This is a genomic window from Streptomyces sp. CA-250714 (assembly GCF_050936705.1).
GTDB lineage: Bacteria > Actinomycetota > Actinomycetes > Streptomycetales > Streptomycetaceae > Streptomyces.
In genome coordinates this window covers 1,612,529-1,636,315 of the sequence record NZ_JBNJMI010000001.1, presented here as the reverse complement: position 1 = coordinate 1,636,315, position 23,787 = coordinate 1,612,529, and the positions used below count along the sequence as shown (strand labels likewise).

Below are 23,787 nucleotides of genomic sequence, written 5' to 3'. Positions count from 1 at the left end.
AGAGCGAGGAGCGTGCCGCCCATGACGACGCCGACCCGTCCGCACAACCGCCGCATCTTCGACCCGCACATCCATATGACGTCCCGCACCACCGACGACTACGCCGCGATGTACGCCGCCGGGGTCCGGGCGCTGGTCGAGCCCTCCTTCTGGCTCGGCCAGCCCCGTACCTCACCCGCGACGTTCTACGACTACTTCGACTCGCTGCTGGGCTGGGAGCCCTACCGCGCCGCCCAGTACGGCATCGCCCACCACTGCACCCTGGCGCTCAACCCGAAAGAGGCCAACGACCCGCGCTGCACGCCCGTGCTGGACGAGCTGCCGCGCTATCTCCTCAAGGACGGGGTCGTCGCGGTTGGCGAGGTCGGCTACGACTCGATGACACCGGCCGAGGACACCGCGCTTGCGGCCCAGCTGCACCTCGCCCTCGAGTACGAGCTGCCGGCTCTCGTGCACACCCCGCACCGTGACAAGGCCGCCGGGCTCGCCCGCACGCTGGACGTCCTCCGGGAGTCGGGGCTGCCGCCCGAGCGGGTGGTGCTCGACCATCTGAACGAGACGACGGTGGGCGCGGCGGCGGACAGCGGCTGCTGGCTGGGGTTCTCCATCTACCCCGACACCAAGATGGACCCCGACCGGATGGTGCGCATCCTGCGGGTGCACGGCACTGACCGGGTGCTGATCAACTCGGCCGCCGACTGGGGCCACAGCGATCCGCTCAAGACCGCGCACGTCGCCGACGCGATGCTCGCCGCGGGCTTCGACGAGGACGACGTCGACCGGGTGCTGTGGCGCAACCCGGTCGCCTTCTACGGCCAGAGCGGACGGCTCACCCTCGACGTCGTACCGCCGGACGCACGCGAACAGCAGCTGTTCCAGGGCAACTCCATTCTGCGCGGCGGAGAGTGAGGAGAGCGCGGCCATGCGATTCCGGCACCCCGACGGCACCACGGTCCACCTCGCCTACTGCACCAACGTCCACGCGGCCGAACAACTGGACGGCGTACTACGGCAGTTGACCGAGTACGCCGAGCCGGTACGCCGCAGACTGCACCGGGACCGGCTCGGCATCGGCCTGTGGCTGGCCCGCGACGCGGCCCGTACGCTCACCGACGACCCGGCGGCGATCCGCCGGCTGCGCTCCGGCCTCGACCGGGCGGGCCTGGAGGTCGTCACCCTCAACGGCTTCCCGTACCAGGGGTTCGGCGACGAACACGTCAAGTACCGCGTCTACCGGCCCGACTGGACCGACGACGCACGCCTGGACCACACCACGGACCTCGCCCGGCTGCTGGCCGCGCTGCTGCCCGACGATGTGACCGAGGGCAGTGTCTCCACGCTGCCGCTCGCCTGGCGCACCGGCTTCGACGCCGAGGCCCGGCACCGTGCCCTGACCAGGCTGCACACCCTCGCCGCACGCCTGGACGCGCTGGAGGAGCTGACCGGCCGCTCCATCCGCGTCGGCCTGGAGCCCGAGCCCGGCTGCACCGTGGAGACCACGGCCGACGCCGTCGCGGCGCTGACCGGCGAGGACGGGCCGCCCGCACACCGGATCGGGGTCTGTGTGGACACCTGCCATCTGGCCACCGCGTTCGAGGACCCGGCCAAGGCGCTGGCGGCGCTGGCCGAGGCGGGGCTGTCCGTCGTCAAGTCCCAGCTGTCCGCCGCGCTGCACGCCGAGCACCCGGAACGGCCCGACGTACGGGAAGCCCTCGGCGAGTTCGCCGAGCCGCGCTTCCTGCACCAGACCCGGGCCCGCACCCCGGACGGCACCCTGCGCGCCACCGACGACCTCGACCGGGCCCTGGCACCCGGAGCGCTGCCCACCACCGGGCCCTGGCGCTCCCACTTCCACGTCCCCCTGCACGCCCCGCTCTCCCCGCCGCTGACGGCCACCACACCGGTGCTCCGCGAGACGCTGACGCACCTGGTCGGCGGGCCGACGCCGCTGACCCGGCACTTGGAGGTGGAGACCTACACCTGGCAGGCCCTCCCGCCGGCGCTGCGCCCCACCACCCGCGCCCAGCTCGCCGACGGGCTCGCCGCCGAGCTGTCCACCGCGCGCGACCTCCTCACCGGTCTCGGCCTCAAGGAGCTGCCGTGAGCGCCCCGTTGCTGGTCATCGACGTGGTCGGGCTGACCCCCGCGCTGCTCTCCCATATGCCGAACCTGCGCGCCCTGGCCCGGGACGGCTCGCAGGCCCCGCTGGGGACGGTCCTCCCCGCGGTCACCTGCGCGGCCCAGTCCACGTTCCTGACCGGCGAACTCCCCTCCGGGCACGGCATCGTCGGCAACGGCTGGTACTTCCGCGAGCTGGGCGACGTACTGCTGTGGCGCCAGCACAACGCGCTGGTCGGCGGCGAGAAGCTGTGGCACGCGGCACGCGCCCGGCAGCCCGGCTACACGGTGGCGAACATCTGCTGGTGGTACGCGATGGGCGCGGATACCGACTGGACGGTCACCCCGCGCCCCATCTACTACGCCGACGGCCGCAAGGAGCCCGACTGCTACACCCGGCCGCCGTCCCTGCACGACGAACTCGTCGCCGAACTGGGCGACTTCCCGCTCTTCACCTTCTGGGGCCCCGGCGCGAACCTCACCTCCTCGCAATGGATCATCGACGCCACCCGCCACATCCTGCGCACCCGCCGGCCCGACCTCGCCCTGGCCTACGTCCCGCACCTCGACTACGACCTCCAGCGCTACGGCCCCGACGACCCCCGCGCCCACCGCGCCGCCGCCGACGTGGACGCGGCGCTCGCCCCGCTGCTCGCCGACGCGCGCGCCGAGGGCCGCACCGTCGTCGCGCTCTCCGAGTACGGCATCACCCGCGTACGCCGGCACGTCGACATCAACCGCGTACTGCGCCGCGCCGGGCTGCTGGAAGTCCACACCCAGGACGGTATGGAGTACCTCGACCCGTGGACCTCCCGCGCCTTCGCCGTCGCCGACCATCAACTCGCCCACGTCTACGTACGCGACCCCGCCGACCTCCCCGCCACCCGGGAGGCGCTGGCCGGGCTGCCGGGCCTGGACCGGCTGCTCGACGAGACGGGGAAGAAGGAGGCGGGCCTGGACCATCCGCGCTCCGGAGAACTGGTCGCCGTCGCCGAACCCGACGCGTGGTTCACCTACTACTACTGGCTGGACGACCGCCGCGCCCCCGACTTCGCACAGCTCGTGGAGATCCACCGCAAGCCCGGCTACGACCCGGTCGAGCTGTTCATGGACCCGAACGACCCCTACGTCAAGCTGCGCGCCGCCGCCGCGCTGGCCCGCAAGAAGACCGGCATGCGCTACCGCATGGCCGTCGTCCCCCTCGACCCGTCCCCGATCCGGGGCAGCCACGGCCGGCTGCCGGACCGCACCGAGGACGGCCCCGTACTCCTCTGCTCCCGCCCCGACGCGCTCGGCCCCCATCGGCCGGGAGCCGGGGACCAGCCCTTCCCCGCCACCGACGTGAAGCGACTGCTTCTCGACCTCGCACTGGGAGAATCTCAATGATCGTGTCAAGCCGTCTGCGTGACCGGTGGAGCGGAGGTGAACAGCCTCTTGTCACGCAGCATCGCCCACAGCACGTCGACCCGGCGCCGGGCCAGCGCGAGCAGCGCCTGGGTGTGCAGCAGCCCTTCAGCGCGCTTTCTGAGGTAGTAGTCCCGGGACGGCCCGGGGCGCATCATCGCGGTCTGGGCGGCCAGGTGGAAGATGTGCCGCAGGCGTCGGTTGTAGCGTTTGGGCCGGTGGTAGTTGCCGGTCCGGCGGCCGGAGTCCCGGGCGACCGGGGCGAGGCCGGCGTGGGAGGCGAGGCGGCCGGTGTCCTTGTAGCCGTCCAGGTCGCCGATGATGGCGATGAACTCGGCGCCCAGGATCGGTCCCATGCCGGGCATGGACTCGATGATCTCGGCGCGGTCGTCGGTGCGGAAGGTCTCGCGGATCTCCCGGTCGTTGTCCTTGATCCGCTCGTCCAGGGTGAGCAGCTGGTGGGCGAGGTCGCAGACCAGCTTCGCCGCCCGCTTCTCCCCGGGCAGGGCGGTCATCTGCGACTGAGCGGCCTCCACGGCCTTGGCGGCGACGTCGGCGGCGCCGCGGACCTTGCGCCGTTCCAGCCAGGTCGTCAGCCGCTTGACGCCGATCCGGCGAAGGGCGGCCGGGGTCTGGTACTCGGTCAGCATGACGACCGGGCCCTTGGCCGCGGAGTAGTCGAAGGCCCGTTCCAGAGCAGGGCAGATGCCGACCAGGAGGTCACGGAGCCGGTTGACCAGTCTCACCCGGTCGGCGATCAGGTCGGCCCGGTGGTTCGTCAGGACCTGGAGCGTGGTGACCAGCTCCGGAGGAGTACTGAGCGGAGCGAAGTCCCGACGTATGCGGGCCTGGTCGGCGATGACACGCGCGTCCTTGGCGTCGGTCTTGCCCTCGCCCTTGTAGGCGCCGGACATCCGGTTGACCGTCCGGCCGGGCACGTGGACGACTTGCTGGCCGTGTGCGATGAGCAGGGCCAGCAACAGGGTCGAGGCCCGGCCGGAGATGTCCACCGCCCACCGCACCTCGCCGGCCCGCTCGCGGGCAGTCCCGATGAGGGCAAGGATCTGGGCCTCATCGTTGATCACCTTCGTCGAGAACAGCGTCTCGCCGTCGCCATCGATGGCCACCGCCCAGTGGTGTCCCTTGCCGGCATCGACGCCGACCCATATCCGCTCACAAGACGTGCTCAAGCCCGTCGCTCCGTTCCACCATGACCAGCATCTTCGTGGCCCGGAGAACACTCCGCCGACAGGTCCCTGACCAGCGATGACCGCAGTTCTCAATCAGTGGTCGGAGCATCCCGGAGGACCGGGCGGCCATTCTCCCTGAGCCATCAACGGCAACGCCTCATCAGCCACACCCGGTCCTCCCGGACCGCCAACATTCTTAGGGAGCGCCTCATGACCAGCAGATCCGCTCGGCCCCAGCACCCGGAACTCGACCGCACGCTGCGCCGCCGCGGCTTCCTCGGCGTCGCGGCAGGCGCCACCGCCGCCGCGCTGCTGGGCGGCGCCACCGAGGCCGCTGCCGCACCGGGCGAAGCCGCCTCGCCGGGCTGCCGCCCGATCGTCCCGCGCGGCAAGCTCGGCATCCAGCTCTACACCGTCCGTGACCAGATCCAGAAGCTCGGCTTCGCCACCGTCTTCAAGGAGCTGGAGCGCTACGGCTACGACGCGGTCGAGTTCGCCGGCTACACCCAGGGCACCGGAGACATCACTCTCCGGCAACTCAAGCGCCTGCTGCGCGACCACGGGCTGCGCGGAATCGGCAGCCACGTCGGCTACTACTCCGCCAACCCCGACGACTACACCTTCGCCACCCAGCTGGAGAAGGTCCTCGACGACGCCGCCGCGCTCGGCGTCCCGCACGTGGGCACGGCGGCCAGCCCGGACCGCTACGGCCGGACCGTCGAAGCGTGGAAGCGCGCCGCGGAGGACTTCAACACCTACGGCGCGGCAGCCCGCGAGCGCGGACTGAAGTTCTACCAGCACAACCACCAGATGGAGTTCGGCTTCGCCGAGGACAAGCCCGACGTACGCCTCTACGACGTGCTGCTCGCCGAAACCGACCCCGAGCTGGTCTATCTGGAGATGGACATCTACTGGGCGTTCGCCGGCAAGCACCGCTTCAGCGTCCGCCCCGACGGCACCCCGGCCCCCTTCGACCCCGTCGACTACGTCCTCGCAGCCCCGCACCGCTACCCCCTCTTCCACGTCAAGGACGGCGAACACGACGAGGCGTCCCCGGACGGCTACCACATGGTCGACGTCGGCGACGGCGACATCGACTACGAGCACTTCATCGGCACCGTGCTGCGGCGGCACCGCGGCCGCCGCACCGACCACCACTGGCTGATGGAACGCGACGACGCCGTCGACCCCAACGCCAACCCCGCCGGCTCCCTCACCTCCGCCCGCCGCTCGGCCGCCTACCTCCGCGGCAAGGGAGGATCCCAGCAAAAGGGATAAAACGCCCAATCCGCCAGGAAATCCAGGTGAGAAGCACTCCCAACCCTTGGTATCGTTACGGCCGTCGCCACGGCACCCACTCGCCGTGGCACGGCCCGGTCCGGGTGGCGGAATGGTAGACGCGCTAGCTTGAGGTGCTAGTGCCCTTTATCGGGCGTGGGGGTTCGAGTCCCCCCTCGGACACATACCCAGTCCCCACGGCTTCCTGAATGCCGTGGGGATTTGCTGTTTGCGGGGCCGGGTGTGATCTCTGCGAAGCGGACGATCTCGGCGACAGCTTCCCGGGACGCTGGCCCGTCGGCTTGTGTCTGACCGGCGGAGAGCACGGCCTTTGCCTGGTCGGCCCTAAATGCGGGCGAAGGCGTCGCCGTCGACAAGCGGTGTATGGGCGATCTCTTTCAAAATGATCCACTTGTCCTGGGTGCTCCGGCTCCGGCGAGCAGATGCTCCACCCGCCGTATCGGCACCGTCGTCCAGGCCGCAAACGCTTCTTGACCTGCGCGTATTCAGGACAGAAAAGGTTCAGTGCTCGCAGAGGGAGAACTCTCGTTCGTAGAGCTGCACGTTGTGTTCATCGACGAAGAACTTGCGCTCCTGCATGAGTTGTTCGCGGTAGCTCTTGGCCTGTTCCAGGGTCATGGTCGAGGTGTCGGACCATGGCTGTTGCGGTGGCACATCGGATGTCGAGACGATCCTTTCCGATGGGTCGACCAGGAAGAATGCGAGGATTTTGCGGTATCCCGGGCGGGTGGGGTCCGTGAGGCGGAATGAGCTGACGCGGTGTTGCAGGATGTTCGGGAACGCCAGGCAGCGGCCGGCTGGGGTCGATGCCGATCCCAGCATCTGGTTCAGTGCGTCTTCGTCCTCCAGACCGTAGACCTCACGCAGACCATTGTCGTCGTTCTGTTCATAGCCTGGGTCGTCGATTGCCGCCCGGAAACTCAGCCGGCTTTCGGTGATGTTGTCGCTGTCCCAGTAGTAGATGCCGGTCGAGACGATCCGCTCGTTCATCATCCCCTCGACATGCCAGGAACCCCCGGGGTACTCGGGTTTCTCCGCGGTGAGATGAATGGTGGCGAGCTTGACGATGACCTGGAGACGACGGCCGCGCAGGTCGACCCGGGCGGAGTCATCGGGCAACTCCGGAGGGGTGAAGACCGGGGCGTCCGGGATGACCGGGCGGCGGTTTTCCCACCAGTCGTCCTGGGCCTGTTCCCATGCATGGAGGGCTTCTTGGTAGGCCTCATCATCGCTGTAGGAAGATTTGTCCGGAAACTCCGGCTCCGAGTCGTACCACCCGTAAGGATCGGCCTCGATCCGCAGAGGTCGCGGATGACGCAGATCGGTGAGCACGTTCTCCAGCAGCGGGCGCATACGCGCGAACAAGTCCGGTAGGACGGAGGCCAGTTCGCGATGGGTCTCGGGGTGGACGTTGTTGACGTACGAACGGAAGGCGACATCGCCGTCGTCACTGACGTCGACGTCCGTGGGCAGCCACTGGAATTTCTCCGAGAATTCGTACCGCGAATAGCGGTCCGTCGGGTTCTGCCAAGCTCGCTCGGGCGCACCGCTCACCTCGCGCACCAGACAGAAAAGTGAGGGATGAACCAGATCCAGCACCTGGCCGTCGGATCCTGGATGCCAGTCCTGTTCTGCTTCGGGGACCTGTTCCAGAACCCGAACCGCCTCACGCAGCCGGGATCTGAGCTCGTCGTCGACCAGCGTGTCCGACTGCCACACACCGTCGACCGCGGACACCTCGGCGCCAGTTTGCTCGTCCCGCAGCGCGGCATAATGCGCGAGTTCGTCAAGCACGTAGCTAACTTGCGCTTCGGTGAGGCCCTGGGCGACCGCTTCTTGCTGCCACCTGGCGACGATGTCGGCGTCGTTCATCTTGTCGAACCACCCCGGCTTCGCCCGAATGTGTGCGCTGCACTGCATCATCTGAAGTTCCCGCAGCGTTCGAGGTGTCGCGAACGATATGGAACGGGAAGCTTCAAAGGGCAGCGGGAAAGCAGACAGGTCAGTCAATTCTCTTGGTCCTCCCAGTCGGTGTGCGGTGGCGGGAAGGATACTTCGGCAGACTGACACCGCAGCCGTGGTCCCTGTCATGACTGGTCCGGGTGTCAGGGCGCCGGCGTAGTCGCTTGTGGCTCTTGCCGGCCGGTTCGAACGGGTCAGAGCCGGCGGGCAGAGTTCCCTCGTCACTTCCGTGCTCCGCAGTGCGGGGCGTTCACTCCGCTGTCCCTACGGTGACGTGCTTTCATCCTCGCCTGGACGCACCGAGACGTCCGGCCCAGTGCTCAGTGCGGTCGAACGGTCGACAGGGACTCCGGTGCGTCGTCCTGGCCCCTTGGTTCGGGCGTGGACTTGCGGGCATCATGACTCGGCGCCGAGAGCCTGAGACTGGCCGGCGGCTCGTCTGGCAGGCCGACGCGGAAGAGGTGAATCTCGTTCTCGACGATGGCCGCCAGCCAGGCGCCGTCGGGTGACCAGGCGAGGGACTGGGCACTGATCCCGGCCTGTGCGGGGTCCTTCGCAGGGCGTCGCATGATGAGCTCACGGTCGGCGACCCGGTAGATGTCGGGTGTGCACTTCCGCTCATCGTTCCAGTCCTCCGTCGCCACGGCCAGATACGAACCGTCCGGGCTCGCCGCCAGCGAGTTCAGCCAGTCGCCCGGCACGGTGATCGCGTCCAGGATCCCGCCGGTGGCCGGCTCGATCACGTGCACCTTCGAGTCGTGGGCTACGAACATCCTGGTCTCGTCCGCGCTGAATGCCACGCCCTGGACCCGGCCGGAGGATTCGTCACCGAGCCGTATCGTGCGATCGGGCGTGCACTGCCCGGAGACGAAGTCCACCCGGCCGCCGTCACCGTACTCGACCCGGAAGCAGCCGGTGCGCGAGCGTACGCGGCCCGGCTGCACCGGGATATCGGTCCAGGTGTCGGCGTCGAGGTCGAAGGCCCACGGACGAAGCTCGTCGTACTCGTCCTCCTTGAGCGTGACCACGTGCTGCCCGGGCACCCACATGATGTCCCGGCCGGCCGAGACAGGTGATACGCGGAGCCGCTCGGACAGGTTGTCCATGTCGTATACGGCCAGTTCGCCGTCCTCGCTGGTGACAGCGAGAAAGCGGCCGTCGTCGGAGAATGCCGGCACCACGATGTGGTCGTAGTCGGACCCGGCGAACGGAGTGAGGACGGCCTCCGGTTCCGTGAGATCCGGTACGTGCGGGGCATCCTCGGCGCGCAGCCTGCGGGTTGGGTCCGGGTAGTACCCGGTCTCCCAGCTCAGGCCGGACCACAGATGCTCCAGCCAGCGTGGGTCGGTGACCTGCACCTGGTAGTCCGCCTGCACGAGACGGCCCTCATCCGGCCAGCCGTCGTCTCGTTGGTGAATGCCCTCTTCTTGGAGGGCACCGATGTGCTCCCAGTCCTCGCCGGACAGGGGATAGTTGCGGACGGCGACGCGTTCGACGCTTTCGACAAACCACCGGGTGTTCAGGGTCAGCCAGCCGTCGTTCTCGAGCTCCCGCCAGGTGAACACATCACCGAGTGCACCGCCGCCGTCGTCCGCGCTCTCCCACAGCAGCGACAGGAAGAAGCCGGGGTCTCCTGGCAGTTCGGCATGCCACCGGCGTTCGACGTTGTAGTCGACGACGAAGATTCGAAATCTCACATGCCGCCGGTCGGGGGCCGGGGCGAGCACTCGCACGCCGTAGAAGGGGTGGATGGACAAAGGCTTTCCTTCGTCTCGAAGCCAGAGGGCGATCAGTGTGCGCCGACGTGCTTCAGGGCTGCAAGGACCACGATCCGAGGACCGTCACCAACGCCCGGTGGCCTTCAGACACCCAGCAGCAGGTTGAGGCCGTGGTGGCTCTCGCTGCGTTCCTGAACGTCCGCCGGGAAGATCTCGCCCACGCCGCCCGCCGGCGGCAGGTGCGGCGACGGATCAGGGAGCGCCGCTTCCTGCGTGAGCAGACAATCCGCTGAGGTGCTGGCGATGGCGGCGCCGACCTCAGAGTGACACGCGGCCTCAGCCGAGCTCCTCGAGCAACTGCCGTTGGCTGTCCAGGAACCCGTCTGCGAAGAGCCGGCGGGGGGAGATGAGTGCGGTGAGTGTGGTCTTGACGTCGGACTGCTCGATGGAGTGCTTGAGCAGTGAATGGGCGGCGTCGGGGTAGTGCTCGACTGTCAAAGTGCCGCCCGCGTCCAGCGTCTTGCGGTAGACACGCTCGGTGTCAGCGGTGTCCACGTGGATGTCATGGCCTGCGGTGATCAGCAGCACCGGTATGCCGCGCAGGGCGCGCAGGTCTTGGGTGGCGTCCGCGGTGTAGTTCTTTGAGATGAAGCGCCAGCGGTCGGCGGTCATGCCGTCCGCGTCGCCCTCCATGGCCTTGACATACTCCTCGAAGGGCGCGTGGCGTTTCAGCAGCCGGCGGGTGGTGTCGCTCCTGGCGATCGCGGCCTTGGTGCGGGCTGTCGATGCCCCGGCTGCGCGCAGCTCGGCGAGGAGGTTGTAGCGGCCCTGCTGGAGCCAGTTGATCGCGGGCGAGACGGCGATGACGAAGCTCACGGGCGTCTTGGCGGCGACCTTCGGCAGCACCCAGCCCGCCTGGCTGGCGCCCCAGAGTCCGATCCGGTCGCCGTCGATGTCCGGGCGGGCGCGCGCCCAGGCGATGGCGGCGGCTGCCTCGTCGGCCCGGTCGTTCATGGACTGGTCGAGCCAGTTGCCGGGTGCGCCGTTGACGCCGGGCTTGTCCCAGGACAGGGAGGCGTACCCGGCCTTGGCGTTCGCTTCCCACATGGGCTTGTAACCGTCGTCGTGGGTGGCGTCGACGGGCCCGTCACCGTGGACGTACACGACCAGGCCGTGGTGCTTGCGGCCGTCCCTGGGCGTGGTGAGTACGCCGTTGAGGGTGTGGCCGCCGTGGCGGATCGAAACCCGCTGCTCGTCCATGTCGTAGGAGTTCTGCCACAGCACCACACCGACAAGACCGGCGGCCACCACCAGGACGCCGACGAGTGACCACACGGCGATGCGGAGCCCGCGCCGCCGCCTGGTTTTGGATTTTGGGCACATGGGATCCGACCGCCTTTGTCCAGGTGTACGCAGCGTCCTCTCGAAACTATCACTGATGGAACGGTCGTGGCGGTCGTGATAGATTTCAGGCTTAGGTTGGTCGCAGTGAGAGGGGGCACGGACCGTGGAACTGGACGAACCGGGCACGGGCAGTGGAACGGTGACAGTGCGGCGGGGCGTGCCTGCTGGAGCCGAGCGGCGGGCGGCCGAGCTGTACTGGGACGCTTTCGGCCGCAAACTCGGCCCCGCGCTGAACCCGTTGGACAAGGCGGTGTCCTTCATCGCTGCCCACCTGAACGCCGATCGCGCGGTGTGCGCGCTCCTGGACGAGCGGCTCGTAGGCCTCGCCGGCTATCAGCTCGGCGGCCGGGCCCTCACCGGAGGATCGGCCTCCGCCGTGCTGCGCGCGTACGGACACCTGCGAGGACTCCACCGACTGCTGCTTCTCGCCCTGTTCGAACGCCATCCGGCGCCCGGGCAACTCGTCATGGACGGCATCGCCGTGGACCGGGACGTACGCGGCCGCGGCGTCGGGAGCCTGCTCATCGAGGAGGTGGCCGCCGTCGCGGCGGAGCAGGACTGCCGGGAGATCAGACTGGACGTGATCGACACCAACCCGCGCGCCAGAGCCCTGTACGAGCGGCGCGGCTTCACGGCCGTACGGACCGAGCAGACCCCTTACCTGCGCAGGCTGCTGGGCTTCGGCGCGGTGACCACCATGCACCGCCCCGTCGCGACCACAGGAGCGAGAGACGCGGCTACACCAGCGAGAGACGCGACTGCGGGAGCGAGAGACGCGACTGCGGGAGCGAGGGAACTGTGAGCGCCGAAGCGGACCACGTCGAGGTCCCCACCCGCATGCTCGTCCACGCCCTGATCCGCGAGGACGACACCGTCAGCGCGGACGAGCTGTACACCATCGCAAACACCCTGGGCATGAGCGACCAGCAGGTACGGCTGTGCATCAAACGCCTCGTGGCCGAAGGCCGGTTCACCCATGAGGGTCGAGGCCGCAAGGCGGAGCTGCGCGCGACCGCGGACACCACGCGTGCCCTCGCCCCCAACGCCGACTTCCTCCGGCACGCATTCCAGCAGGATGCCGGGCTCGCACCCTGGGACGGCAGCTGGCACCTGGCCGCTTTCGCGGTGCCGGAATCGGCGCGCACCGCCCGGGATTCCCTGCGCGAGACACTCGTCCACCTCGGCGGCGCCCCGCTCCAGGGCGGGCTGTATGTCTGCGCCAACGCCTGGGAACCGTACGTCGAAGACGCAGCGCACCGCCTGGGCGCCCACGGTGCGCTCACCCTCCTCACCACGACGGATCTGCGCAGGGGCCATACCAAAGAGCCTGCCGAACTCGCCCGCCAGCTGTGGCCCCTGCAAGAGATCAGCGACCGCTACCACCGCCTCATCCGCATCGCCCAGCCACGCCTCGCCCGGCTCACCGACAGTGCCGGACTCTCCCCATCCGAACTCCTCACCGTCGCAGTCGAGTTGGCCGCCGAACTCACCCGCTCCATCCAGCCCGACCCGTTGCTGCCGCCTCAGCTCCTGCCCCAGCCCTGGCCCGGCACCCAGGCCCGGGAGCTCGTCGCCCGGTGCTGGGCAGCCCTGCTCGAACGAGACCACGGCGAAGCCCGCCCGGCTCTCTTCCGCCTCTACACCGACATCGCCCGGGAAGCAGCAGACCGGGCCACGCGCTGAGACAGAACGGAAGGCGCACATCACGCTGTTGGGCTACGGCGCCGAGAGAGCGGCGATCTCGGTCGGCAGTTCAGCGGACCGCAATCCGGATGAACTGCGCTTGGGTGGGTGCCGCCGCGGAACGGTTGCCCGACGCCTTGCCCCTCCACCTGACTGCGCTCACATGGACGCATTCACGCGGACGCATTCAGATACGTTCACGCAGACGCATTCAGATAGACGCGTGGAACGCGCGTGCCGATGCGCGTGACGATCTCGTACGCGATGGTGTCGGCGGCCCGCGCCCAGTCCTCGGCGGTGGACTCCCCCCGGTCGCCGGGCCCGAACAACATGGCCTCACTGCCCACCGTGGGCTCGTCGCCACCGAGGTCCACCACGAACATGTCCATGGCGACCCGCCCGGCGATCGTCCGCAACTTGCCGTCGACCAGCACCGGGCAGCTGCCCGACGCGTGCCTCGGGATGCCGTCCCCGTAGCCGACCGGCACCAGGCCGAGGGTGGTCTCACCGGGGGTGACGTAGTGATGGCCGTAGCTGACGCCGTGGCCGCCGGGGACGCGCTTGACCAGGGCCAGTACGGCGCTGAACGACATCACCGGGCGCAGCCCGAAGTCCTCCGGGGTGCCCAACTCCGGGCCGGCCGAGACGCCGTACATGGCGATGCCCGTACGGACCATGTCGAAGTGGGTCTCGGGCAGGGTGAGGGTGGCCGCCGAGTTGGCGATGTGCCGCACCTCGGGCCGTACGCCCTGCTCCTCGGCGTACGCCGTCATCTCCCGGAACTGGGCGAGTTGGGCGGCGATGGACGGGTGACCCGGCACGTCGGCGCATGCGAAGTGCGAGAAGAGTCCGACGATCCGGACCAGCCCCTCGGCCTCCGCGCGCAGCGCCGCCGCGACCAGTTCGGCCCAGTCCTCGCCGGGCCCGCAGCCGTTGCGGCCGAGCCCGGTGTCGGCCTTGAGGTGCACGCGCGCGGGGTGTCCGGCCGCCCGGGCGGCCTCGACGACCTCACGCAGGGCCCACATGCCACCCAGCGAGACGTCGATGTCGGCCTCGATCGCCTGCCGCCAGGGCCCGCCCGGCACCCACAGCCAGCACAGGATGCGGCCAGGAAGCCCGGCCGCGCGCAGCTCGAGAGCCTCTTCGGCCGTGGTCGTGCCGAGCCAGCTCGCGCCCGCGGCGAGGGCCTCACTGGCGCACGGCACCGCGCCGTGGCCGTACGCGTCGGACTTGACGACGGCCATCACGGCGGCGCCCTGTGCCCGGGCACGCAGGGCCTGCACATTGGCGCGCAGGGCACTCAGATCGATCTCGGCACGTGCGCGCACGGTGGCGGTCGGCGCGGCAGCTGTCTCACTCATCGCGTCCCCGGTCCCTTGAGTCGGCGTGGAGGATCCGAAAGCGATCGGGTTCGGCCGGATCTCGATCAACGACTTGGACAGGCGCGCCAGCCCATTGCCACACGCTGATGCCTGGTGTGCGGGAGAACTGGATCTGTCCGCGGGTGCCTTCGACCGCGACGCGCGGCCAGAATTCGGCAATACGCGTCCGGTCGGCGCCGTGAGAACGCAGCACTTCGGCGAGGACGGCGATCGTGTCGTAGCCCTCGAAGGCGACGAAGGAGGGGGCTTCGGCCAGCTGTTCACGGAGGGCCGTCTCGACTCGTTCGCCGAGTGGGGTGAGGCGCTCGGGCAGATAGCGCAGGAACGGGATCGCGGCGCCGTCGTCGCTCAGCAAGGTCGCCCACTCGGTGAACTCGGGTTGCCCGGCCGGAGCACCGATCAAGATCTCGGCCAGGCGCTGGTCGTGGCGTACGGCCTTGACGAGCGGCACTGCCGGTTCCGGGTGGCCGACCAGGAGAAGGAGGGCTGTCGCGCCGCTGTCGACGAGTTCGTCGCACATGGCCGCAGGGGTGAGCGCGCTCATGTCGAGTTCGATGACGGTGCCGCCGCGTTCGGCGAGGTAGTCCCGCAGAATGCGGGTCCCCGATGCCCAGTAGACACTCGGCTGGGCTGCTACGGCGATGCGGCTGTAGCCCGCGCTGAGGAGGAAGTCCGCGTAGATCCGCCAGCCGCGGGACTGCGGCGGGCAGAGGCGCGCTATCAATTCCGTCGGCTGTTCGGTGAGCGCGTCGAGAACCGCTGACGAGCACAGGAACGGCAGACCGAGGGCGTCGGCCCGGCCGGCGGCGGCGCGAGCGACGACGCTGTGATACTCGCCCGCCAAGGCGGCCACGCCCAGGCGAGCCAATTCCTCTACGGCTGCCTCAGCCGTGTGCGGATCAGCGGCGGTGTCCCGGACCACCAGCTCGAGTGGTCTTCCGACGATCCCTCCGGCGTCATTGACGTCGCGAACGGCCAGTTCGAGTCCAGAGAGCAGGTGTTGGCCCGCCTCGACCCAGCCGGGCCGCGTCAGCGGAACGAGAGCGCCGATCCGGACGGCTGATCCGTCGGTCTGCTCGGCAGCAGGTGGCGATGGTGGCGTACTCACGTTGGCGTCTCCCGAGCGACGATTCAGTTGCTGTGTGTCCGGATCGCAGAGTGGAAAGACTCGGGAGTACGCGTTCAGCCGGCCCGGTGGAGAGCTCATCCGTCGTCCCTGCTGCTGTGATCAGGCAGCGGAAGCGTAGCCACACAACTTGGAAATACCAAGTGATGGGCCGCCGCGCGATTGTTCCCTTCTCTCCTGACCGGACTTGACGTCACCGACAGCTGCGCAGCCTCCACCTAGGACTTGTCCGGCCGATCACGCGCGGAGCAGTGCCCGCCGACCACGGGTGTGTTCCCGAACTCGCCCCGGGAAAGAGTCACTTCTGCGAGCGCTGCACGAGCTACATCCGCGTCCGCGCGTACGTTTGCAGTGCGTCGCGGACGAACGTGGCCCCCGCGGCGTCGTCGTACATGCCGGCGAAGCGGGGGTCGTCGACGTACATGTCCCCGAGGCCTTTCACCATTTCGATCGAGCGCTCCCGGTCGCCCTCGGCCGTGGGGGTGCCCGGGATCTCGCTCAGCCACTGGACGTGCCGGGCAGCCAGTGACTGAGCGTGTTCCGATGTCGGAGAAACCCCGGCCTTCGCTGCGGCCACCCATGCGGCGACGAGGTCCTCGGCGGCCTGCTTCCAGGCCCGCTGCTGGTCAAGGGACTTGCCGTGCCACCAGTCGTTGCTCACTTGGAACGCGCGCTCGCCCCAGCGTGAGATCACCTCGTCCTTGTAGTGGTCGTTGAACCCCGCCAGCATGACGTCCATCCGCGGTTCAGCGCCCGCCTCAAGGGCTTCGAGTGTGTGACGCACGGACCGGATCTGCCGTTCGATGCGGTCCCGTTCCTCTTCCAGCTCGGCGATATGGGTGCGGAGCCCCTCGCAGGTGTCCACCTCGTCGGCCAGGACCTCGGCGATGGCCGGCAAGCCCATGCCCAGTCGGCGCATCAGCAGGATCCGCTGGAGCCGGGCGACCGCACCCGCGTCGTAGTAGCGGTACCCGTTGGCGCCGATCCGGGACGGGGCCAACAGTCCGACGCGGTCGTAGTGACGCAGGGTGCGGCTGGTGATGCCGGCCCTCGTCGCGAGTTCCTGGATGGTCCACTCCATCGTTCCAGTGTTACCCGCGGCGGAGCGTGGCTGTTACCCGCGGTGGAGCGTGGCGGCGATGACCTCCGAGCTGTCGGCGTGCAGGGCCTGCGCCGCGGTCTGCCCGGTCGCCGCCAGATAGGTGTCGACCAGCCTGTTGCCCGCGGCGTACCCGGCACCCATCGGCAGTCCCACCGGGGTGAGGCCGAAGCGCTCGGCGCTGGGGTCGCCGTGCACCCAGGCAGTGAAGTTCTCCATGCCTGTCACATCGAGCCCGGTGAGTACCTTGCTGAACACCTCGTCGTCGTGCAGGTGCGGCACCCCGATGCGGGTGGGGCCGAGCTCGTCGCCGTAGAGCTGGCGGGCGAAGGCGTCGGCCAGGCCCTCGCCGACGATGTGATCGCCGACCGTTACGGTCATCGGGTCCCATACGACGCCGCCCGGGGCCCAGCGCAGGTTGTGGTGGAGCTCGTGCACGGCGGTGGCCTCCAGCCGCTCCACGTTCTCGGGGAAGGGCCAGAAAGTGATGGCGATGTGGCCCGAGATGCCGCCGAACCCGGTCAATCCTTTGCAGGGACCCATGAAGTGCTCGTCACCCGGATCGCCGAGGACGAATAGCACGGTGATGTCCGGGGCCTCCAGCCCCGGCGTCGCTTCCAGCAGTACGGCGAGAGCGTCGTCGAGCGCGCGTTGCATCCGCTCCCAGGCTCCGGCCGCCGCCAGGGTTTCGAGCGCGTCGAGGCAACGCTCCTCGTCACGGTCGATGGGGAACCCGGACGATTGGAGGTGCAGGGCCACCAGGTCGACCTCGCCGGGGTGGTAGCGGTACATGCCCCTGTTGGCCTCCAGCATCGAACGCAGCAGGTCAACGCGGTCCGCGACCGGGGCCAGCAGGATCCGGCGCATGGCGGAGTAGGTGTCAAGAACGGTTATCGACATGGCCGCGATGCTAGAAGTTGACGTAACGTCAAGGTCAAACCATCGGCGCTCTCCGTCATGCGGGCGGTCCGCCGTCGCGACTGCGTCCGACAAGATCAGCTTGTGGGTCTGACAAGATCAGCTCGTGGCTCGACCTTCGGTGACCTTGAGCAGAATCGAGCTCGCGGACTGGCGAGCTGTCCACTCCTGGGCTTCCCTCGCTCAGGTCTGCCGCTTCCAGGCGTGGGGACCGAACACCGAAGAGCAAACACGCGACTTCGTGGCGGCTGCGGTCGATGCATGGGCGTACTCGCCCCAGGAACGGTTCGCTTATACGGCGCGTGTCGAGGGCGCCGTAGTCGGCATGGGCGAGCTCCACGTCCGGAGCCGAGGGCACCGTCAGGGCGAGATCAGCTATGCCGTGCATCCTCGGGTCTGGGGGCAGGGCGTCGGAACCGCGATCGGGCAGGAACTACTTGCGCGAGGGTTCGAGGATCTCCGGCTCCACCGCATCCATGCCACTTGCGACCCGCGGAACCTCGGGTCGGCACGGGTGCTCGGCAAGCTCGGCATGACATGGGAAGGACGTCATCGTCACACCGCGTTGATACGGGACGGCTGGCGAGACTCCGAAGTGTTCAGCGTCCTTGAAGACGAGTGGCGTGGGGAAGGCGGCCCGGATGTTCACGGGTAGCCAAGGATTGTCCCGTATCTGCTTCACAGCCTGGCTCTCACGGGATAGTCCCGCCCCATAGGGGACTAGGGGACCACATTCAAGAGAGGCCCAAGGGAGACGGCTCCCCACCGCGCCGTCTCCGGATGCTCAGTCGAGACAGAACTCGTTGCCCTCGACGTCCTGCATCACAAGGCACGACTCGTTTTCCTCATCGGCAGGCAGCAGTCGTACGCGTACCGCGCCGAGCGCGACCAATCGTGCGCACTCCGCCTCGAGTGCGGCCAGGCGCTCCTCACCCACGAGTCCGGTGCCGACCCGCACATCAAGATGCAGCCGATTCTTGACGACCTTGCCTTCGGGAACGCGCTGGAAGTACATCCGCGGGCCCACACCTGAGGGATCACTGCATGAGAACCATGAATCCCGCTCCTCAGGCGGCAGCGAGCGATTGAAATCGTCCCAAGTAGCAAACCCCTCCGGTGGCGGCGGTACGACGTACCCCAGCACCTCGCACCAGAAGCGAGCCACGCGCTCAGGTTCTGCGCAGTCGAACGTGACTTGGAACTGCTTGATCGATGACATCGGCGCACCATATCAGGGCGGGTCTGTTGCTCAACTCCTGGTGAGGAGCCGCACGTTGTCGGGATGCTCACCCACTGGAGGATGCCTCAAGAAGACCGGATCGTGATCGCGCTACGAGCTCATAGGAAATGCTTTGAGCGAGGCAGCGCCCCGCTGCTACCGTCCTGGCGGACCGTGAAGTCGTCGTATGGAGGTGAGACCCGTGAACACAGTTACCCATGGGTGCTCCCTCAACCCGTCACGGTCCGGCGGCTGACGTTCGGTGTCGCCAGGAGCGCCTGAGATCGAGGCACTCCTGGAGGGAGACTCCGATGAACGCGAAGCCTTTTACATCTGGCCTGAGCGAGAACGCGGTGCTGATCACGCGCGTCGCTGACAGGCAATGGCATGCGCTGGAGGACGACCTGGTGGTCGGCCGCGGGCATGCGCAGCACCGGCCCGACGGACGCTTGTTCGTCAGCATCGACGCCTGGCACGACGCCACCTTCGACCGGCTCGCCGAGGCGATGCTGGCGGAACTGCCGGCGCCGCTGTACACGCTGGTCGACGAAGCCGACGTCGAGCTGACGGCCGGCTGGCGGCGGGCCGGTTTCACGATCCGGCGCCGCGAGTGGGAGTACGTCGTGCCGACCGACCCGGGGGTCACAGGGCTCGACGAAGTCCTGCCGCCTTCGGGCGTGACGATCGTTCCCGCCGGTCAGGCGGACGAGGGCCTGTTGCGGGCGGTGGACCGCGCGATCCGTGACGAGGTCGAGGCGGCCGTCGGGTGGCAGTCGATGCCCGCGGAAGTGATTCCCCGCCCCGAAGGCGACACCATCGTCGACCCGTCGAAATACGCGGTCGCCGCGGCGCCGGACCGCTACCTGGGTCTGATCCGGGTGGTGACGACGAACCGGCCGCGCATCGGGCTCGTCGCCGTCCGGGCCGACGAGCAGCGCCGCGGCATCGCGCGGGCGCTGCTGGCCCACACGCTGGGGACGCTGCACCGCTCCGGGTCCACCGCGGCCTGGGCCGAAGTCCAAGAGTCCAACCGACCGGCCTCGGCGCTGTTCGAGGGCATCGGCGCCCGGCCGACGAGCAGCAACCTGGAGCTGGTGCGATGACGAACAACAAGAACATCATCGAAGTCGAGGGCAGGGTCGTCGAGTGCCTGCGCAGCGCTATGTTCACCGTGGAGCTGGAGAACGGCCATCGGGTGCTCGCGCACATCAGCGGCAAGATCCGCAAGAACTTCATCAAGATCATGCTGGAGGACCGGGTGCTGGTGGAGCTCCCACCGTACGACCTGACACGCGGCCGGATCGTGTTCCGGTACCGGAACTAGCGGCGGTCGGCACCTTCCGCGGTAGCTGATCCTGGGGCCCCGGTCACGGCGCTTCCGTGCCCGGGGTCCCGATGATGGCTTGCACGGCTCCCCTCCAACGGATGTGCGCCTCGGGCAGCAGCTCCTTGCTTGACCTGGCGCGCTAGGAGCGCGGGTTGCGCGGCATCCGCGGCTTTGCCCACCGCGCAGGGGCCTGGGCCGGGTAGTCGATCAGCACTCGTTGCAGGTCGGGGTCGACTGCTGCGGCTGCGGTCTGTTGAACCGGCGCAGCCGGTGTTTCCCCTCTGAACCTCACTGAAGTCACAGGCCGTCCTTCGATTAGCGGAAGCGCGTGGCCGGTTCAGGCGGCACCGGAAGAGACGGGGCGAGTCCACCTCATCGCGGGGGTCTTGGGTGAGGGGAGTGGCCAGTGATCAGCGGTGCGGTGATGCGGCGACGCGGCGCCTGGGCAGCGGTTCCGGTGTTGTTGTTGGCGTCACTGACGGCCGGGCCCGGTACCGCGGCGGACGGGGTGCCGCCCGCCCAGATCGAGCTGGGCGCCAGCGGACGCATCCAGCTGATCAACAAGAAGCTCGGCGGTGTCGGCGGCGTGACCACTGCAGCGCCGCGGGCACAGCACTTCCGACGGGCCCAAGCTGAATGTCGGCCTGATCAAGCGACGAGGGCAGGACCGTGTCTTCCAACCAGCGCGAGAAGCACTGGAATGCGGACACCTTCGGAGAGGGCATGGCTCCGATCACCGGCATGGTCTTCACCGAGCCGTACGACACCATCACTTACCCCGCACTCGGCTCCCGCCCGGCACGAAGGACGAAGCCTGCGGGAACTACCGCAATCTCGCCCCGCAGTTACGGAGCCAATCGCCAGAAGCTGGAGACCATGTGGAAGAGCGGGCGTATCGGCGCTATCGCTGGCGCCTGGCTCGGCATGGCCTACGCCTGCAGCGACTGGTAATCCCGTTCCCTTCTCTCCACTGCTCCACTACTCCACGGCGCGCGGCCGTGCGTCACGACCCGGGACGAGCCGACCCTCGCTGCGCCGCGCGGCGTCGGCCCTGGCCGCCGCCGGACCGTGCCGGCCATACCGTCCGGTCGGTGTGGAGCATAGGTATTGGCAAGAACCGGCGTCCTGCACCGGCCGAAGCGATCGATCCGGCCGGAGGCGAGTCGCCGAGGACGGACTGAAAAGCCGACGGCTGCCCCACTGGCAAGTGACGGGAGTCAACGATGCCGAACAGGATCAGCCTCTACACGAGCGAGCCGCTGCGGCCCGGGGCGGACATGCCCGTCTTCTACGAGGTGGAGGCAGCGGGCGACCACCGCGTCGCCCTCTACTGCGGCCCCGACGCGGACGCGGCGTGCGTCACCTTCGAGTACGCGCCGGGCCAGGCCCCCGTCGTGTGGTTCTCCGGCCTGCCTACCGACCCCGACGAGGACGACGCCATCTCACCCGGCCCCTACGTCCTCAAGCTCCAAGGGACTGTCCAGCCAGGCCAGCCACGGGCCGACTCGACCTGCGAGAGCGTCACCGACCTGACGCCCGACCCGTACTTCGTGGTCGGCTCCTTCACCACCGGCAACGCGATCACCGGGCAGCCGGTGTGCGTCCCGCTGACCGGACCGCTGAAGTCCTTCGGCCGACCACCCCCAGCGGCGACGACTGGCTGTCCGTCTCGCCCGCCGACGAAGTGACGGGCGTCGCACCGGGCGGAACGGCGGGCCGGTACGGACACATCGTGGTCACCGCCCGCGACGCCGATGACCTCGACGGCCCGGTGGCCACCATCCCCCTGCGGGCCGACACTGATCCGGTGGCCGACCGGCTGCGGGTGGCCACCTGGAACATGTGGTATGACGCCACCCGCGTCCGGAACGGCGACGACAAGGTCATCCGCGCCCTGCTGGAAGAAAACATCGACCTGGTCGCCCTGCAGAGGTCCACCGCTATCAGGAGCCCGGGACCGTCCGACGGCTCGCCGAACGGCTGGGCCTCAGGAGTTGGGCTTTGGTCCGGGGCCGACGTGCCGGTGGCGCCTGGCCGAGTGGCATTCGACCGGCGTGTGGGATGAGCTTCAGCAGGTGTTGCTGGATCGGTTGCGGGCGGCGGATGGCCTGGTTGACTGGCGTCCACCGCAACGACGTCACCCAACTCCTGCCGCTGGTCGATATTCCCCGCCGGTGCGGGGCAAGCGGGCTGGCCCCGGCGCAAGCCCGCGGCGGTGTATGCCGACCGTGGGTACGACCACGACATCTACCGACGGCTCCGCGAGCGGAATGTCACTCCGGAGATCGCGCGTCGTGGTCAGCTGCACGGCTCGGGGCTGGGACGGGTCCGTTAGGTCGCCGAATCCGCGATCGCCCTTCTTCGCGGCCCGCGTCGCTTGCGTGTGCGCTGGGAGTCCCGGGACGACATGCACGACGCGTTTCTCCAGATCGCTCAGTGCGTGCTCCTCGCCCGCAGACTCCCAGCTTCCTGAAAGCACACCCTTAGGCAAGTGGCTTGCTGGGGCGCCCTGCCATGGGGGCGTCGTACCGAGTAGTGCCCCTGCTGTTGGTCCTGCGCGTCGTTCGGCTGATCAGTCGTACGACGAATGCTGATTCTGCTGCTGTTGGTGATAGTCATCTGCTGCCGCCTGCTGTTGGCGAGCCTCTTCCTCCTCCCTCTCCCTCCGGCGGCGAGCCTCCCACCACTCGTCATCCGCCTTCCGACGGCGAGCGACTTCCTCGTTGTTGTCGCCGGACCTGCTGGCCATATCAGCTCCTTCGCGATTGTCATTCCGCGTCAGCTTGCTACGGCCCCGTCCATGAACGCCATACCACCCTGACCATGACACGGCTTATCCGTATGCCACATCCCCCTGCCCGGAGGTTCCCCCATGGCCCACGTTCCGTGCCTGCTCCTCGCCCGCAGACTGCCAGCTTTCTGAAGGCATTCCTTAGGGGAGGGCCGGGTTGACCACGATGGTCGAGCCCGTGCGCGGCGCGTGCCCCAACGGCAAGGACGCACGCTGAACGGCCTGAACGTTCACCGGGGCATCGGGCGGCAACGGCCGGGACCCCGGCCGCGCCCGGGTGAGATTCCCCGGATACGCCCACCCCCCCCGCATGTGCCCGCTCGGACACGCCGGTTGACTCCACGGAAGACATCTGGCACCACCACGGCCGCCCCAGCGCTGACAGCAACCAGGCCACCCCGACGCTTTTCGCTCGCCAGGACCTGGGACCAGAAGACCGGCCCCGGCCCGGAGTCGTTGGTGGCTGGCCGGCAGGTCGTCGGTGACCTGGGCGCCGGAGCCGCCGTCCAGTCCTCGACCTCTACGACCACCGCGCCCCGCCCCCACCGACCCACCGCGAGTTGCTGCCCGTAGTCGTCGCCGTATCGCGCCAGGACACCAGTTGGCGAGGCGACCACAATGCGTCGCTGGTGGTCCAGGACCACATGTGGGCCAATCCAGGCACTGCCGACACGCTGCCGACCACCGCGTACCGCTCCCCGTAAGCATCCGGTGAAGCTTCCGCCGCACCACCAGGCGGAAGGGGCCCTGCGCCGCCCCCTGTCCGGCGAGCCGGACGTGGCTGGATACCGTGTCCGGCTGGAATTCCGCACGTTGGTGGATGCATGAGCAAAATCCATGCGATCCGCCCGCTGGCGGTGCTTGCTACCACGATCGGTGTTCTCAGCGCCGCCGCGCCCGCGAACGCCACCTCGGTTATCGGCTTCGGCAACGCGGCTTTCAACAACGCCTGTGCCAGTCTGGGAGGTTCTCGTTCCGACGGAGCCACGGCGCGGAATGGCGGCTTCATCGGGGGCCTCGGTGTCGCTCTGCCCGCCAGCAGCCCGGCAAGCCAGTGCGGCGATCTCGGCCTTCCTACCGTCCTTCGCGAGGAAGTGGGGGTGGACATGATCTCCGAGGGGACGGGTGGCGAGGCGTAACTGTCCGG

General features: G+C 68.7%; 24 protein-coding genes, 1 tRNA gene and 1 pseudogene. 16 read left to right on the top strand and 10 right to left on the bottom strand.

The genetic code is table 11. The annotated features are described in order from the left end of the window. Positions 1–21 precede the first annotated feature (21 nt). The 3 genes from ACQEU8_RS07310 to ACQEU8_RS07300 are packed head-to-tail and all read left to right on the top strand — an operon-like array spanning position 22 to position 3,504. Positions 22–909 carry a TatD family hydrolase gene (locus ACQEU8_RS07310; RefSeq protein WP_433098048.1) on the top strand — a complete coding sequence of 296 codons (888 nt, stop codon included), beginning with the start codon at positions 22–24 and terminating at the stop codon, positions 907–909. A gap of 13 nt (positions 910–922) precedes the next feature. After that, positions 923–2,104 carry a metabolite traffic protein EboE gene (eboE, locus tag ACQEU8_RS07305; protein WP_433098046.1) on the top strand — a complete coding sequence of 394 codons (1,182 nt, stop codon included), beginning with the start codon at positions 923–925 and terminating at the stop codon, positions 2,102–2,104. Next, positions 2,101–3,504, top strand: coding sequence for an alkaline phosphatase family protein (locus ACQEU8_RS07300; RefSeq protein ID WP_433098044.1), 1,404 nt, complete (start codon positions 2,101–2,103; stop codon positions 3,502–3,504). The genes eboE and ACQEU8_RS07300 overlap by 4 nt, the downstream gene beginning before the upstream one ends. 5 nt (positions 3,505–3,509) lie before the next feature. On the opposite strand, the gene ACQEU8_RS07295 is transcribed toward ACQEU8_RS07300, so the two are convergent. Continuing rightward, complete coding sequence (locus ACQEU8_RS07295; RefSeq protein WP_433098042.1) at positions 3,510–4,712, bottom strand: IS110 family transposase; 1,203 nt, start codon at positions 4,710–4,712, stop codon at positions 3,510–3,512. 210 nt (positions 4,713–4,922) lie between these two features. Here ACQEU8_RS07295 and ACQEU8_RS07290 point away from each other — a divergent pair, with 210 nt between their 5' ends. Both ACQEU8_RS07290 and ACQEU8_RS07285 read left to right on the top strand, forming a co-directional pair. Next, positions 4,923–5,990: a sugar phosphate isomerase/epimerase family protein gene (locus ACQEU8_RS07290; RefSeq protein ID WP_433098040.1), complete on the top strand. Its 1,068-nt coding sequence runs from the start codon at positions 4,923–4,925 to the stop codon at positions 5,988–5,990. Between the two features lie 98 nt (positions 5,991–6,088). Further along, positions 6,089–6,173: transfer RNA gene (locus ACQEU8_RS07285), tRNA-Leu, on the top strand. 339 nt (positions 6,174–6,512) lie between these two features. Here the strand turns inward: ACQEU8_RS07285 and ACQEU8_RS07280 are convergent. Next, positions 6,513–8,021, bottom strand: a complete 1,509-nt coding sequence (locus tag ACQEU8_RS07280) for a DUF4246 domain-containing protein (protein WP_433098038.1) — start codon at positions 8,019–8,021, stop codon at positions 6,513–6,515. A gap of 272 nt (positions 8,022–8,293) precedes the next feature. Beyond that, positions 8,294–9,730: a WD40 repeat domain-containing protein gene (locus tag ACQEU8_RS07275; protein ID WP_433098036.1), complete on the bottom strand. Its 1,437-nt coding sequence runs from the start codon at positions 9,728–9,730 to the stop codon at positions 8,294–8,296. A 35-nt stretch (positions 9,731–9,765) separates the two neighbouring features. On the opposite strand from ACQEU8_RS07275, the gene ACQEU8_RS07270 reads away from it, so the two are divergent. Continuing rightward, on the top strand, positions 9,766–9,984 hold the full coding sequence (locus ACQEU8_RS07270) for a hypothetical protein (protein WP_433098034.1): 219 nt from the start codon (positions 9,766–9,768) through the stop codon (positions 9,982–9,984). A 43-nt stretch (positions 9,985–10,027) separates the two neighbouring features. Here the strand turns inward: ACQEU8_RS07270 and ACQEU8_RS07265 are convergent, their stop codons facing one another. After that, positions 10,028–11,074 (bottom strand): alpha/beta hydrolase family protein, encoded by a 1,047-nt coding sequence (locus tag ACQEU8_RS07265; RefSeq protein WP_433098032.1) that lies wholly within the window; start codon positions 11,072–11,074, stop codon positions 10,028–10,030. A gap of 130 nt (positions 11,075–11,204) precedes the next feature. Between ACQEU8_RS07265 and ACQEU8_RS07260 the strand changes: the two genes are divergently transcribed. Together ACQEU8_RS07260 and ACQEU8_RS07255 are read left to right on the top strand one after the other, a co-directional pair. Then, on the top strand, positions 11,205–11,897 hold the full coding sequence (locus ACQEU8_RS07260; RefSeq protein WP_433102207.1) for a GNAT family N-acetyltransferase: 693 nt from the start codon (positions 11,205–11,207) through the stop codon (positions 11,895–11,897). Between the two features lie 35 nt (positions 11,898–11,932). Beyond that, on the top strand, positions 11,933–12,778 hold the full coding sequence (locus ACQEU8_RS07255; RefSeq protein WP_433102205.1) for a PaaX family transcriptional regulator C-terminal domain-containing protein: 846 nt from the start codon (positions 11,933–11,935) through the stop codon (positions 12,776–12,778). A 197-nt stretch (positions 12,779–12,975) separates the two neighbouring features. Here ACQEU8_RS07255 and alr read toward each other — a convergent pair whose 3' ends face one another. The 4 genes from alr to ACQEU8_RS07235 all read right to left on the bottom strand — a co-directional run bounded on the left by alr (position 12,976) and on the right by ACQEU8_RS07235 (position 17,285). Next, on the bottom strand, positions 12,976–14,139 hold the full coding sequence (gene alr, locus ACQEU8_RS07250; RefSeq protein WP_433098030.1) for an alanine racemase: 1,164 nt from the start codon (positions 14,137–14,139) through the stop codon (positions 12,976–12,978). Further along, positions 14,132–15,268 carry an ABC transporter substrate-binding protein gene (locus ACQEU8_RS07245; RefSeq protein ID WP_433098029.1) on the bottom strand — a complete coding sequence of 379 codons (1,137 nt, stop codon included), beginning with the start codon at positions 15,266–15,268 and terminating at the stop codon, positions 14,132–14,134. The genes alr and ACQEU8_RS07245 overlap by 8 nt, the downstream gene beginning before the upstream one ends. Before the next feature lie 340 nt (positions 15,269–15,608). Then, on the bottom strand, positions 15,609–16,367 hold the full coding sequence (locus ACQEU8_RS07240; RefSeq protein WP_433098027.1) for a MerR family transcriptional regulator: 759 nt from the start codon (positions 16,365–16,367) through the stop codon (positions 15,609–15,611). Positions 16,368–16,400: 33 nt separating this feature from the next. After that, positions 16,401–17,285 carry a DUF2268 domain-containing protein gene (locus tag ACQEU8_RS07235; protein WP_433098024.1) on the bottom strand — a complete coding sequence of 295 codons (885 nt, stop codon included), beginning with the start codon at positions 17,283–17,285 and terminating at the stop codon, positions 16,401–16,403. Positions 17,286–17,409: 124 nt separating this feature from the next. On the opposite strand from ACQEU8_RS07235, the gene ACQEU8_RS07230 reads away from it, so the two are divergent. Continuing rightward, positions 17,410–17,958, top strand: a complete 549-nt coding sequence (locus ACQEU8_RS07230) for a GNAT family N-acetyltransferase (protein WP_433098022.1) — start codon at positions 17,410–17,412, stop codon at positions 17,956–17,958. A gap of 129 nt (positions 17,959–18,087) precedes the next feature. Here the strand turns inward: ACQEU8_RS07230 and ACQEU8_RS07225 are convergent, their stop codons facing one another. Beyond that, on the bottom strand, positions 18,088–18,522 hold the full coding sequence (locus tag ACQEU8_RS07225) for a VOC family protein (RefSeq protein WP_433098020.1): 435 nt from the start codon (positions 18,520–18,522) through the stop codon (positions 18,088–18,090). 311 nt (positions 18,523–18,833) lie between these two features. Between ACQEU8_RS07225 and ACQEU8_RS07220 the strand changes: the two genes are divergently transcribed. The 6 genes and pseudogenes from ACQEU8_RS07220 to ACQEU8_RS07195 form a co-directional block, all read left to right on the top strand. Then, positions 18,834–19,625, top strand: a complete 792-nt coding sequence (locus ACQEU8_RS07220) for a GNAT family N-acetyltransferase (protein ID WP_433098019.1) — start codon at positions 18,834–18,836, stop codon at positions 19,623–19,625. Beyond that, positions 19,622–19,846 (top strand): translation initiation factor IF-1, encoded by a 225-nt coding sequence (infA, locus tag ACQEU8_RS07215; protein WP_433098017.1) that lies wholly within the window; start codon positions 19,622–19,624, stop codon positions 19,844–19,846. Before ACQEU8_RS07220 ends, infA begins: the two co-directional genes overlap by 4 nt. Positions 19,847–20,518: 672 nt before the next feature. Next, entirely contained in the window at positions 20,519–20,800 is a 282-nt protein-coding gene (locus ACQEU8_RS07210) for a hypothetical protein (protein WP_433098015.1), read from the top strand. Positions 20,801–21,072: 272 nt separating this feature from the next. After that, positions 21,073–21,537 carry a hypothetical protein gene (locus ACQEU8_RS07205; RefSeq protein WP_433098013.1) on the top strand — a complete coding sequence of 155 codons (465 nt, stop codon included), beginning with the start codon at positions 21,073–21,075 and terminating at the stop codon, positions 21,535–21,537. Positions 21,538–21,581: 44 nt separating this feature from the next. After that, positions 21,582–21,914 (top strand): hypothetical protein, encoded by a 333-nt coding sequence (locus ACQEU8_RS07200; protein WP_433102517.1) that lies wholly within the window; start codon positions 21,582–21,584, stop codon positions 21,912–21,914. Further along, a pseudogene (locus ACQEU8_RS07195) lies at positions 21,835–22,322 on the top strand (transposase); the annotation flags it as partial. The gene ACQEU8_RS07200 and the pseudogene ACQEU8_RS07195, both read left to right, overlap by 80 nt. A 99-nt stretch (positions 22,323–22,421) precedes the next feature. On the opposite strand, the gene ACQEU8_RS07190 reads toward ACQEU8_RS07195, so the two are convergent. Then, positions 22,422–22,598, bottom strand: a complete 177-nt coding sequence (locus ACQEU8_RS07190; RefSeq protein ID WP_433098011.1) for a hypothetical protein — start codon at positions 22,596–22,598, stop codon at positions 22,422–22,424. Between the two features lie 866 nt (positions 22,599–23,464). Between ACQEU8_RS07190 and ACQEU8_RS07185 the strand changes: the two genes are divergently transcribed. Further along, positions 23,465–23,779, top strand: a complete 315-nt coding sequence (locus tag ACQEU8_RS07185; protein ID WP_433098009.1) for a hypothetical protein — start codon at positions 23,465–23,467, stop codon at positions 23,777–23,779. The last annotated feature ends 8 nt before the right edge of the window (positions 23,780–23,787 follow it).